This is a genomic window from Plesiomonas shigelloides, from assembly GCF_900087055.1.
Classification (GTDB): Bacteria; Pseudomonadota; Gammaproteobacteria; order Enterobacterales; family CAMTGL01; genus Plesiomonas; species Plesiomonas shigelloides.
In genome coordinates, this window is sequence record NZ_LT575468.1 from 892,365 (window position 1) to 905,179 (window position 12,815).

General features: G+C 49.8%; 8 protein-coding genes. 6 read left to right on the plus strand and 2 right to left on the minus strand.

The window, feature by feature from the left end:
- The first annotated feature begins 18 nt into the window (after positions 1 to 18).
- The 5 genes from NCTC9997_RS03935 to NCTC9997_RS03955 all read left to right on the plus strand — a co-directional run bounded on the left by NCTC9997_RS03935 (position 19) and on the right by NCTC9997_RS03955 (position 9,558).
- The gene (locus tag NCTC9997_RS03935) at positions 19 to 864 is read left to right on the plus strand and encodes a porin family protein (RefSeq protein ID WP_064977370.1); all 846 of its coding nucleotides are present in this window, start codon (positions 19 to 21) and stop codon (positions 862 to 864) included.
- 131 nt (positions 865 to 995) lie between these two features.
- On the plus strand, positions 996 to 3,134 hold the full coding sequence (locus NCTC9997_RS03940; protein ID WP_082935471.1) for an alkyl/aryl-sulfatase: 2,139 nt from the start codon (positions 996 to 998) through the stop codon (positions 3,132 to 3,134).
- Between the two features lie 488 nt (positions 3,135 to 3,622).
- Positions 3,623 to 5,146, plus strand: a complete 1,524-nt coding sequence (locus NCTC9997_RS03945; RefSeq protein WP_052021516.1) for an alpha/beta hydrolase — start codon at positions 3,623 to 3,625, stop codon at positions 5,144 to 5,146.
- A gap of 174 nt (positions 5,147 to 5,320) precedes the next feature.
- On the plus strand, positions 5,321 to 6,406 hold the full coding sequence (locus NCTC9997_RS03950) for an efflux RND transporter periplasmic adaptor subunit (RefSeq protein ID WP_167550121.1): 1,086 nt from the start codon (positions 5,321 to 5,323) through the stop codon (positions 6,404 to 6,406).
- Entirely contained in the window at positions 6,406 to 9,558 is a 3,153-nt protein-coding gene (locus NCTC9997_RS03955; protein ID WP_064977371.1) for an efflux RND transporter permease subunit, read from the plus strand. The genes NCTC9997_RS03950 and NCTC9997_RS03955 overlap by 1 nt, the downstream gene beginning before the upstream one ends.
- Positions 9,559 to 9,726: 168 nt before the next feature.
- Here the strand turns inward: NCTC9997_RS03955 and NCTC9997_RS03960 are convergent, their stop codons facing one another.
- Both NCTC9997_RS03960 and NCTC9997_RS03965 read right to left on the minus strand, forming a co-directional pair.
- Positions 9,727 to 10,692, minus strand: coding sequence for an acyltransferase (locus NCTC9997_RS03960; RefSeq protein ID WP_010862252.1), 966 nt, complete (start codon positions 10,690 to 10,692; stop codon positions 9,727 to 9,729).
- Positions 10,693 to 11,264: 572 nt separating this feature from the next.
- On the minus strand, positions 11,265 to 12,158 hold the full coding sequence (locus NCTC9997_RS03965) for a LysR family transcriptional regulator (protein WP_064977372.1): 894 nt from the start codon (positions 12,156 to 12,158) through the stop codon (positions 11,265 to 11,267).
- 98 nt (positions 12,159 to 12,256) lie between these two features.
- Between NCTC9997_RS03965 and NCTC9997_RS03970 the strand changes: the two genes are divergently transcribed.
- Positions 12,257 to 12,754 (plus strand): lactoylglutathione lyase family protein, encoded by a 498-nt coding sequence (locus NCTC9997_RS03970; protein WP_010862250.1) that lies wholly within the window; start codon positions 12,257 to 12,259, stop codon positions 12,752 to 12,754.
- Positions 12,755 to 12,815: the final 61 nt, after the last annotated feature.

The window sequence follows — 12,815 nt, forward strand, 5'->3', positions numbered from 1 at the left end:
AGAAAAAGGAAAGTCACAATGGCCAGTACAACTAAAACGGCAATCGGCGTGGCAACAAGCACCGGCAAAAAGGCATTTTGCTGTGGTGTTATGGTATTGAGCTCTTCTTTCTTTGCGTCGACGGTGTTGGCCGCTGGCAGCGAAGCGAGCACTCCGCAGTGGCATTATGAGTTGACGCCCTATATCTGGGCCGTCGGCCAAGATGGCAAGGTGGGGATAGCGGAAGGCCCCGGTAACGGCCAGCAATTTGAGCAAAGTTTTTCTGATATCTGGGATCGCATGGACATGGCGGGGATGGCTGCCTTTGAAGCGCGCTATGACCGCTGGGGTGTGATGGTGGACGCCATCTATCTGCGGATCTCGGATCAGGCCACCTTATCTGGCCCACGCGGCTTGGTCGACATCGATGCTGACGGCAAAGTGACGCAGCAACAATATGCTGTCGCAGGGTATTACCGCGTGCTCGATGAGCAAACCAAAGTCGATGCGGTTGCCGGTCTGCGCTACAACATTATCAACTGGGACGCGAATGCCACCCTGACATCACCTTTATTGCCCGATGTGAGCGTCACACCGACAACCTCAGAGCGTAAACGCTGGGTAGACCCTTATGTGGGGATCCGCGTACTGCATGATTTCGTGAACTATAACCAGTGGAGTGTAACGGGCTATGCCGATGTTGGCGGCTCAGGCTCTGGTTCTGATTTAACGTGGCAGATGATTGGCAGCGTCAACTACGCCTTTAACCCGACACTGCAAGGTCGATTTGGTTACCGCTACTTCTCGATTGATTATGACCGTGACGGTTTTGTTTATGATGTTGCGACCTCGGGTGTATATGTTGGCCTAGGTTTTGCTTGGTAGTTAATGAAATTACATGCAGTTAAATTAATTGCTTATGCGCATTACCAAAAAAGAGGATGCCGGACCCCAAGTAGTAGCTGTACTGACCCGATGCTTTGCTATCTGTATCTGTAAACGAAAAGGACAGAGCCATGAGATTAAGTAAGCTTGCTCAGATTACCGCGATGATGATGACCGTTCATGCCACCACCTCGGCTTATGCCGCCGGCAGTGAAACGCCTGCCGCTACAGCGACAGATAGTGGGCCAGCACACTTCCACCCACAGGGCAAACCACCATCAAAATATACGATTGCCCTGCACGATCAGAATAAAAACAGCTTACCGTTTGAAGATGCGCGTGATTTTGAAGAATCTCAAAAAGGCTTTATTGCCAAACCGCCATTTAAAAAGATCATGGCCGATGCCGGCAACGTTGCTTGGGATATGGAAAGCTATGAATTCCTGCTGCAGGGCAAAGACTTCACCAGTATTCACCCCTCATTACAGCGACAAGCCATTTTAAATATGGCTTATGGCCTGTATGAAGTGGTGCCGGATCGTATTTATCAGGTACGTGGTTTTGATTTGGCCAACATGACCTTCATCAAAGGGGATACCGGCTGGATCATCTTTGACCCACTGACAACTCGCGAAACTGCGGCGGCAGGGCTGGCGTTCGTGAATGAAAAACTGGGCAAACGGCCGGTAGTTGGCGTGGTGATTTCGCATTCGCACGGTGACCACTTTGGTGGAGTGCGTGGCGTAGTGGATGAAGCCGATGTGACCAGCGGGAAAGTGCCGTTGATTGCTCCAGACGGTTTTGTTGAAGCTGCCATTTCTGAAAACGTGTTTGCGGGTAATGCCATGGCACGCCGCTTTCAGTATCAATATGCGGTGTTGTTAGATCGCAGCCCATTTGGGCATGTGGATCAGGCCATTGGTAAGAATGTGGCGGTGGGTAATACCGGCCTGCTGGTGCCAAATCGCTTAATTAAAGATGATTTCGAAGAGATCACCATTGATGGCGTGAAAATGGTGTTCCAGAACACCCCAGATACCGAAGCGCCGGTGGAAATGAACACCTACTTCCCGCAATTCAACGCGTTTTGGGCGGCAGAAAACGTTACGGGAACCATCCATAACATCTACACCTTGCGCGGCGCACCGGTACGAAATGCGTTGAACTGGTCAAAACAGATCAATACTGCTTTGTACAAATTTGGCGATGATGTGCAGGTGATGTTTGCCTCACACAGCTGGCCTCGTTGGGGTAATGATCGCATCAAAGAAGTGCTGCGTGCACAGCGCGATCTGTATGCCAATATGAATAATCAGGTGCTGCATTACGCCAATCAGGGCGTCACCATCAACGAAATTCACAATGTCTACCAAGCGCCACCAAGCTTGCAGCGTCAGTGGGCGGCACGCAGTTACCACGGCTCTGAGCCGCATAACTCACGGGCGATCATCAACCGTTTTATCGGTTATTGGGATGGTAACCCAGCCACCCTGATCCCGCTGTCGCCACGTGAATCTGCGCCTTTGTATGTCGAGATGATGGGCGGTGCGGCCAAGATTTTGGCCAAAGGCAAAGAGCTGAACGAGCAAGGCAAATACTTGGAGGCCACCGAGATCCTGAACAAACTGGTGTACGCCGAACCGAAAAACCAAGATGCCCGTAATTTACTGGCTGATGCGTATGAACAGCTCGGTTATCAGAAAGAAAGTACCAGTTTGCGTAATAGCTTCTTGCAAGGTGCTTACGAGTTACGCACCGGTATTCCGCAATCGTTACCGCCAAGAACCACCGGCCCCGATGTGATTAGCGCCATGCCGACCTCGTTATGGCTGGATTTCCTCGGCATCAGCATGGATAGCAAAAAAGCCGATGGCATGGCATTTACCATCAACTTGGTGACGCCAGATAACAACGAACGTTACTTAATTGAGATGAGTAACGCGACCCTGACCAACATTGCCAACTATCAGGCGAAGAACCCGACCTTAACCATCACCTTGAATCGTGCTGATTTGAACAACGTCATGATGGGGGCGACGACCTTTGAAGCACTGGAGTCAGCGGGCAAGGTGAAGATGGAAGGGGATCGCTCAGCCTATAACAAGCTGAAAAGTACCTTAGTCCGCTTCACGCCGGACTTTGAAATTATCCCTGGAACCACCAATGCGCAGCCAACTCCGGCTTCCGTTACTAGCACCAGCACTACCACGCCAGCGGATAACAGCAATAACCCGTTTGAATATGTGATTTATCCTTCAGAAGAGGATTAATTCCACGTAATCAAACGAAATAAACCGTTATGGGCGTGATTTATTGCGTTCGCGCCCATAACGCAATAAATAAGACATGTCGGTACGTTTATCGGTGAGCGATTTTAGGAAGTACGTGAATAAAGAAATAGTTAACGTAGAGGGAGAGTACGACATGAAAAAAAGAATAAACGTACCGCGATGTGCCGTCATAAAACCGACGAAGCGATATAGAAAAATAATATAGATAAACCATATAGACGAAACCATAAGAGCGACCGCAGACGGTAATCGACAATTTTCTGGCAGGTGCTGTTGGCTAAGTAAATGATAACGAATGATATAAAGATATAACAGGGTGTAGTTAAACAGGCACCAATAACAAAACTTGTCACTCAGTGGCATTTTAACCAACCCTGTTTATACTCATTCTAAGTACGGGCTCGTTATCTGTATGAACTAAAAGCCATTATTAACAGCGCATACTTGCTTTTGGGTGGGTATTCATGATGTTAAATAATAATTTTTTTAAAAAAATTTTCGGGTTAGCGTTATTTTCAGTCAAGACAGTGAAGAAAATCTTCGTCTTGCTACTGGTATTTTTAGTGGCGCTGATTGCTATTCGAATTTATGACACTGAACGCGGCCCTAAACTGCAGGCGTGGCACACGTGGACGCCCGATGAAATGTCGGTGGCGCAAGTTGATAATGCGAGCTTTAGTGATTATCTGGCGCGCGAAGATGATATTTATAAAAATTTAAAAGAAAATGTCACGGATAAAATTCCCGAAAGTGAAAAAACTGAACTGAATCGTTATTACGAAAATAGTTTGGTTTACCCGCCAAAATTCCATCAAGACTGGAACCGTTCGTATTTATTGATGCCAGAAGGCAAGCCGCAGGGCGCGGTGGTGTTGCTGCATGGGCTGACAGATACGCCGTATAGTTTGACCGAGATGGCTGCTCTGTATCAGTCGAAAGGGTTTGTGGTGGTGGCGCCGCGGTTACCGGGGCACGGTACCGTTCCGGCCGGGCTGACTAGCGTTGGGCGCAATGAGTGGTTGGCGGTAACCCGTATGGCGGTGCGCGAAGCCACCGCGCTCGCCGGTGAACAGGTGCCGTTGCACATTGTGGGCTTTTCCAATGGCGGCGCGCTGGCGATGAAATACACCCTCTCTAGCCTCAATGACAAAACGCTGCGCACGCCACAACAAGTCATTCTGTTATCGCCGATGATCGGCATTACCAGTTTTGCTCGCTTTGCTGGCTTGGCGGGATTGCCTTCTATCTTCCCTGCGTTTGCTAAATCCGCATGGCTGAGCATTATTCCGGAATTTAATCCGTTCAAATATAACTCGTTTCCGGTGAAAGCGGCCAGAGAGTCATTTTTGCTGACGCAGGAGTTACAGCAAAGTATTCGTGAGCTGACACCGGAAGACTTGCATAAAGTACCGCCGATTTTAACGTTCCAATCGGTGATGGACTCAACGGTCAGCACCCGTGCGGTAGTGAACTCGTTATACCGCTATTTAGGCGATAACGGCAGCGAACTGGTGCTGTTTGATATTAACCATGCGGTCAGCTTCCCTCCGTTATTCCGCCGCTCCGCTTACACCGCGGTCAACTCCTTGTTGCCACGCGGGGCGCGCAATTACAACACCATCGTGATTACCAACTTAACGCCGAACTCACCGGAAGCGGTGGCGACAGTGACCCGCGCAGGCGAGACGCGCACCCTGACGACGCCGATTGGGCTCCGCTATCCGAATGACATGTTTTCGCTGTCCCACGTTGCGCTGCCGTTTTCTGTGACGGACTCGCTCTATGGCAGTGCGCCGGTAGATAAAACTCGCTATGGCATCAATCTAGGGACAATTTCGATGCGCGGCGAATCATCGGTACTGATTGTGGGGATGGATGCACTGATGCGTGCCACATCCAATCCTTTCTTTACCTACATGATGGATGTGGTCGAAGGCCGGATTGCGTGCAGTGACAGCAGTGATCTCTTGGCCTGTCTTAATCAGCACTAAGCTTAATCCGTACTAACACCGTTCGGATGGCACAAGGTCGAGCATAAATGGCGGCGTAGCGGATAGCCGGTACGCCACGAAAACGTAAATTCAATCGCTCAGGATTCAGCAAACTGTTTGCGCCCCGCTGTTCTGTGAGTGACCGCATTCAATGTTAAGTGAAGAGATGCTGCCGTGAATATGAAGCGCATTATGATGGTATGTCTGGTGATGGCCCTCTCCGGCTGTGATAGAGGTGCTCAGACTGAGCAAGATACATTACGGCCGGTGAATGTCTACGACGTGAGTAATTCGTTGAAAAAAGGCGTTCGTACCTTCCCTGCGCGCGTGGTCGCTGGCGATAAGACTGACTTGTCATTCAAAGTGCCGGGCACGCTCAATCGGGTCGAAGTGTTGGAAGGCGAGCGAGTCACGCCGGGGCAACTGATTGCTAGCCTCAACAACTATGATGTGCTGCATCGTCTGTCGGATCGCCAAGCTTCCTATAATTTGGCGCAAAAACAATTTAACCGCTTCTCGCAGCTCAGAGCCCGAGATGTGGTGTCCAAGGCGGATTTTGATGTGCAGCGCGCCGCTCGAGATTCTGCCTTGGCGGCACTGAATCTGGTCAAACAAGAGCTGCAAGATATGCAGTTACGCGCGCCATTTGCGGGAATTATTTCGAATGTCAGTGTCAGCAATTATCAGGTGATCTCCCCTGGGCAGACCATTGTGACCTTAAACTCCCTTGATACATTGGATGTGGTGTTCAATGTGCCGGAAAGCTTATTCAAGCTAATCAATGAACAGAACAAAGCTTATCAGCCGACAGTGACCATCAATAACCTGCCCGGTAAAGAGTTTATTGCTCAATATAAAGAGCACCGCGCTAACGCATCGGCTAACTCGTTGACTTATCAGGTCACGCTCACCATGCCACGGCCGAAAGATTTCCCTTTATTATCAGGGATGAGCGGCGTGGTGCGTATCAATCTCGATAACATCCCGTCGGCGGCCAATCGCGTGAGCGTGGTGGTGCCGGTGGATGCGGTCTTTAGCCCAGATGGCAATATCTGCGGCAAAACCTGCGTGTGGGTGGTGCAGGAAAAAGAAGGTAAATATTTTGTCGAAGCCCGTAACGTGACGCTGGGCGGGTATACCTCCGAGGGCGTGCAGGTGCTCTCCGGCTTATCCGATGGTGAGCGCATCGTAGCGACAGGGGCCAATGAACTTAAAGAAAATCAGCAAGTGAGGATCTGGGTCCGCGAGCGAGGTTTATGATGAAACTGCTAGATTTTTTCATAAAAGACAATACCCGCGCTTGGCTGCTGATTATCTTGTTGGGCGTGGGCGGCGTTATCTCGTTTCTTAACATCGGAAAGTTGGAAGACCCCGCGTTTACCATCAAAACGGCGGTTATCGTCACCCGTTATGACGGTGCGTCGGCCAAACAAGTTGAAGAAGAGGTGACGTTACCGCTGGAGCGCTTTATCCAGCAATTGCCGTATGTGGATAACATCACTTCGATTTCTGGGGTGGGCTTATCGCAAATCACGGTCTCCATCTTGGATCGCTATGGCCCGAATGAGCTGCCGCAAATCTGGGATACCTTGCGTCGGCGGGTGGCTGACGCCGCGCTGGCGTTTCCGCCCGGAGTCAGTCCGCCGTTTGTGAATGACGACTTCGGTGACGTGTACGGGATTTTTCTTTCCCTGTATGGCAAAGGCTACAGTAACCAAAGCTTACGTGACTTTGCCGAAACCTTGCGCCGCGAGCTGGTGGTGATCCCAGGGGTGGGCAAGGTGGTGATCTCTGGGATTATTCCGGAAGAGATCCAAATTGAAGTCTCGCGCGCCAAAATGGCGTCGTTCAATATCACGCCGCAGCGTTTGCATGCCATTTTGAGCCAGCAAAACGTGGTGTCTAATGCCGGTAATGTGCTGGTGGGCAACAAGAAGATCCGCCTCAATCCGACCGGTGAATTTAGCAGTGTGCAGGAGTTGAGCACGGTGGTGATCAGCGAGCCGGGTGCACCAAAAAGTGTGTATTTGCGCGATATTGCCACCATCACGCAAGGGGTAACGCACGCGCCTAACAATATTTACCGCGCTAACGGTATGTCGGCGGTGGTGCTCGGGGTGTCTTTTGCGCCCAATGTCAGCGTGATTAATGTCGGTAATCTGGTTAAGGAAAAACTCAACGAGCTGGAAAGCGAACGTCCTGCCGGGATGGAGATGAGCCTGTTCTACGATCAGGCCTCTGAAGTAGAAACGGCAGTAAATGGCTTTATCGCCAACTTTCTGATTTCGCTATTGATTGTTATCGGGATCTTGCTGCTCTTTATGGGAGCGAAAAGCGGGATTGTGATTGCGTTGTCGCTGGCACTGAACGTGCTGGGGACCTTGTTTATCATGAAAATGCTGGATATTGAGCTGCAGCGGATCTCGCTCGGGGCGCTGGTGATCTCGCTCAGTATGCTGGTTGATAACTCGATAGTGATTGTGGAAGGGGTATTGATTGCCGGTAAGCAGGGTAAATCGTTGCTGGCGGCAATCCGGTATGCGGTGGGCAAAACCATGCTGCCGCTACTGGGGGCGACCATTATCGCCATTCTGGCGTTTGCGCCGATTGGTCTGTCGAATGATTCCACCGGTGAATATTGTAAGTCGCTCTTTCAGGTTCTGCTGATCTCTTTGATGCTGAGTTGGTTTATTGCACTCACGATCACGCCGGTACTGATGAAGTGGATTTTCAAAGATCACGGTGAGGGAACCCTTACAGAGGTCAGTACGGTAGACGAGAAGGCCGCGGATGCGACCGTTAAGCCCGCTGACGTCGCGGCTACAGAAACCTTGACAGAGGACAGCGAGCAGAAAGACGAGGCTATTTACTCGGGGGCAGTGTTCCGTATTTATATGGGCACGCTGGATAAATTGCTGCGCTTTAAAACGCCGACGCTGTTAATCCTCGGTGCCTTACTAGCACTGTCTATCTGGGGATTTGGCTCGGTGCGGCAGAGCTTTTTCCCTCCGTCAAATACGCCAATTTTCTTCGTCGATTTGTGGCTGCCGTTTAACACCGATATCAAGCACACCGAGCGCGTAGCAGCAGAAATTGAGCAGCATATTCGCGAAAAAGAGCCGGTTAAAGGCACGGTGGTGACAACCGGTCAAGGTGCGCTACGCTTTATCCTGACTTACAACGCCCAGCGTTTGTATTCTAACTATGCGCAAATTTTGGTGAAAACCGACGATCTGCAAGTCATCCCTGGCATGGTGAAAGAGATTGAGTCGTATATTCGCGCTCAGTATCCGGATGTGCGGGTGCAGTCAAAACGCATCATGTTTGGCCCATCAAACAGCAGCTCGATTGAGGCTCGCTTCATTGGAGCCGATCCAGAAGTGCTGCGTAATTTGGCTGATCAAACCATCCAGATTTTCAATACTGTGCCGAGCGCCGATGGGGTGATGCATGATTGGCGCGAGCGGGTACAGGTGATCCGTCCACAATACTCTCAGTATCTGGGCTCTGAGTTGGGGGTGGATAAGCGCGAAGTGGATTTGGCATTACGCCTGAACTTTGAGGGCGCGCCGGTCGGTATTTACCGTGACGGCAGCCGTTTGATGCCGATCATGCTGCAAACGCCAGTCGAAGAGCACTTAAATGTCGAGCACCTGAATGATGTGATGGTGTGGAGTAATGCCCAGCGCACCTTTATCCCGATTGATAACGTGGTCAGTGAATTCACCTCAGAGTGGGAAGACCCGCTGATTATGCGCCGCGATCGGAAAAGAACCCTGACCGTGATGGCTGACCCAAGCTCTGTCAGCGGCGAAACCTCGGCAGAGTTGCTGCAGCAGATCAAACCGAAGATGGATTCGTTGGTGCTGCCACAAGGCTATTCGCTGGAGTGGGGCGGGGACTATGAGAGTACCAAGAATGCGCAGTCAGGGCTGTTGCTGAGCTTGCCGGTGGCCTTTGTCATCATGTTTATCATCACGGTGTTGATGTTCAGCTCGTTAAAAAATGCGGTCGCCATTTGGTTGACCGTACCGCTGGCGATGATTGGGGTGACGTTTGGTTTTCTGCTCACCGGGATCCCGTTTGGCTTTATGGCGTTGATTGGGTTGCTCAGTTTGAGCGGGATGTTGATCCGTAACGGGATTGTGCTGGTGGAGGAGATTGGCTTACAGCGCAAAGAGAAACCGTTTAAAGAGGCAGTGATTTATGCCGCCGCATCGCGGATGCGGCCTATCTTGCTGACCGCATTTACCACGGTACTGGGGTTAATCCCGCTGTTAAGTGATGCGTTTTTCCAGAGTATGGCGGTGGTGATCATGTTCGGTCTTGGCTTTGCCACGGTACTGACGTTGCTGATTTTGCCGGTGATTTACAGCTGCTTTAACAAGCCCGATCCGGTGACGGGGCACTGAGTTCGCCGAGTTATAACGCGACACTGATCTCTGAATGAATAAGGCCGGCGCTGTGCAAACACGTCGGCCTTGTTTTTTGCGGTGAGATAACCAGCGAGCTAGCGAGTGATGTGATTTAGCGATGTAATTTTTTATCTCGTTATCGTGCTTTAGTGTTAACCGCGCCTTTTACAAGGTAATGATGGCGCGAGTGGCTTTGTTCGACAGCAGTAGCATTGAGAGCAATACCGAAGACACAAAGGTAGTCAGTAACACCGCGATTTTGATCGCAATCGAGTCGATAACAATTTGCGATGAGAACAGGGCGAAAATCGAATAGTGCAGGATATACACGCCGGTCATCGATTTACTGGTTTTGGTCAGCAAAATTTTAATCACATCACTGTGAATGTATTTACTGAGTTTATTGGACGCAATGATCACCCCGATCACCAAGGTATAGATAGGTGAACCTATCAAGAAAAAGGAGTTATTATCGCGCTCAAACAGTGGATAGAGATACGTCCGCTCAAATAACCAGCTCAGCGCATAGATAATGGGTAATGCGACAATAATAATATTGATGTTACGTTTTCGGGTGACGACATTATAGATCTCGGGATCACTGAGTAGCTGCCCGGTCAAATAAAATAACAGCCAGTTCCATATGCGATATTGCGGCTCAATGCGCAGATTGAGGCCAAAGTGTCCGACCGAGAAAATGAAATCGTACAAAAAGGAAAAGACAAACAGTACTGCCACCAGCGCAATAAAATAACGTCGATTGGCCGATAGCCAAATAATCATTGGATTTAACAGGTATATCGCGGCAAACGAGATGGCAAACCACGTATGGATCAGGTAACCCTTTTGATAAGGGGTAAACAGATAATGGGCGGTGAGCCAGAAGATAAACACCAGCATTAAGCGACGCGTTTTTATGTTGCGCCAGCCCGGTTCACTGCGGGTGCTGGCATCGGTGTAACCGGCCACCACAAAGAACAGCGGCGTGGCGATTGTGGAGATAAAGGTCAGCAGTTCCAGCAGCCAGTGGTAATTGTAGTTATAGTTATCCGACGTACTGTAAATAGAAAAAAAGGTTACGGTTGCCAGACAACCTATGGTTTTCACGATACTGATGGCAATTTCGTTCATCTTATATGGCTAACCGTAATGTCAAAGTGTGCGTGGAATGTACCGGGTTGTACCGCGTAGAGAGAGCTTGGCTATCCGCTGTCGATGTCCATTTATTATAATGCGTGTCATATTTATTTTTATGACAGAACGTTAATTTATTCTGTACAAACAGCTCGCTATAGCCCTTACCTTTATTCTGGATATTGCTGCGATGTTGAAATAAAACGCGGTCACACTTCTTTTAGACAATGCTTTTGTTGAGATGACTCGCGCGGTACTGCGATTCTCAATTAATGGCTACATCTGTTAATCATAGCATTTCTTGCTGTAGGAAAACTATAACGGCAGTGATATTGATACCTATCTTGCAGTGTTATTTATGCTTTGTTTTTTAATCAGTTATTACGCTTTCCTTGCTGTTTGGCCCTGTGGGCTGGGTAGACTGTTGGCGTGGTTTTATCCTTTTATCTTCTTTGGCTTTCTGTTGTTTTATCCCTCTTTGGGATTGGGTTTATCTATTAACTTACTACCTATTAGTTTTTTATATTGCATATATTTAAATATACGGAAAATAACACGGCGCGACGTTTTTATTGTGCACCTTTTGCCTGACTTTGCTCTGTAATGCGCAGTTTAATGTCGCTTAATAATTGCTGATAGCGTGCCGGAAGCGGCCATTCGGCGCGGTGAATGGCCCAGAGGGTATCGATAACCGGCGATTCACTGTGATGTACGCGGATTAATTCAGATTTGGCGAATGCGGTCACCGCAAAGCGCGGAAGTACGGTAAAGCCCAGACCGCGCGCTACCGGCTCAAGGATCAGGCTGATTTGGTTAGTAAAACCGTGCACAGGAATGTCATCTAAACGTTGGCCAGGAAACTGACGGCTAAGTAAACGCAATGCCATCGCGCGACCATCGGGGTGATCAATAAAGCCTAATGTCTGCAATGCTGGCCAGCTAACTTCAGCTAGAGCAGCGGGGACTACCAGACACAGTGGTTCGCGCGCCAAGGGTTCGGCATGCAGACTGGGGTGTTCAGGCGCTTGATCGACCACGCCCAGATCACTGCGACCTTCAAGCACGGCAGAGATGATATCGGTGGTGGGGGCAAAGCGGTGCTGGATACTGAGCGTCGGGTAGGTTTGTTGCAGCTCTAGCAGCCAAGGGTAGATCAGCAGGCCAATACTGCCGGGAGTTGAGAGGCGGATGTTGCCCGCATGCGGGTTATCTTCTGATAGCTCGGCATACAGGCGTTCACTGGCTCGTTGTTGTTCACGGGCGTAAGCCAACACGCGTAAGCCGCGCGGCGTGAGCTCGAGTTGACGCGGTTTACGCAGCAACAGCGGCCCACATTCTGCTTCCAGACGTTGGATATGTTGGCTGACGGCCGCTTGCGTAAGATCGAGTCGCTCCGCAGCGCGGGTGAAGCTGCCGGTTTCTTGTATCGCGATCAGCGTCTTTAACCAGAGGGGATTAAGCATAAGAAATATTTATGGCATCCATTATTTTGACCTTATTTTTAATTATGCTCAGTCTCCCTATCATGTCACCTGTTTTCTGACACAACATCAGGTGATTTATGACTTATCCACGTAACTTTTCGCATATCGGCATTACCGTTACTGATTTAGATCGTGCGGTAGAGTTTTACACCCAAGTTATGGGTTGGTATCTGATTATGCCGGCCACCACCATCACTGAAGATGACTCGGCGATTGGCGTGATGTGCAACGATGTGTTTGGCCCTGGTTGGGGTTCGTTTCGGATCGCGCACTTATCTACCGGCGATAAAATAGGGATTGAGTTGTTCGAGTTCCCGAACAGCGAGCAGCGCGAGAACAATTTTGAATTCTGGAAAACGGGCGTGTTTCACTTCAGCGTGCAAGATCCGGATGTCGAAGGCTTGGCTGCACGCATTGTGGCAGCAGGCGGTAAGCAGCGCATGCCAGTTCGTGAATACTATCCGGGTGAAAAACCATACCGTATGGTCTACATGGAAGACCCGTTTGGCAACATCATCGAGATTTACAGCCACAGCTATGAGCTGACGTATTCCGCCGGTGCTTATCAGGAATAAGCGTTGTTGGTGTGATTTTCCTGCAGGCTGAGATAATGCGGTGTAATTGAGTCAATTATGC

Coding starts and splice junctions, on each gene's coding strand:
- NCTC9997_RS03935 (WP_064977370.1), top strand. CDS start 19: ATGGCCAGTACAACTAAAACGGCAATCGGCGTGGCAACAAGCACCGGC.
- NCTC9997_RS03940 (WP_082935471.1), top strand. CDS start 996: ATGAGATTAAGTAAGCTTGCTCAGATTACCGCGATGATGATGACCGTT.
- NCTC9997_RS03945 (WP_052021516.1), top strand. CDS start 3,623: ATGTTAAATAATAATTTTTTTAAAAAAATTTTCGGGTTAGCGTTATTT.
- NCTC9997_RS03955 (WP_064977371.1), top strand. CDS start 6,406: ATGAAACTGCTAGATTTTTTCATAAAAGACAATACCCGCGCTTGGCTG.
- NCTC9997_RS03960 (WP_010862252.1), bottom strand. CDS start 10,692: ATGAACGAAATTGCCATCAGTATCGTGAAAACCATAGGTTGTCTGGCA.
- NCTC9997_RS03965 (WP_064977372.1), bottom strand. CDS start 12,158: ATGCTTAATCCCCTCTGGTTAAAGACGCTGATCGCGATACAAGAAACC.
- NCTC9997_RS03970 (WP_010862250.1), top strand. CDS start 12,257: ATGACTTATCCACGTAACTTTTCGCATATCGGCATTACCGTTACTGAT.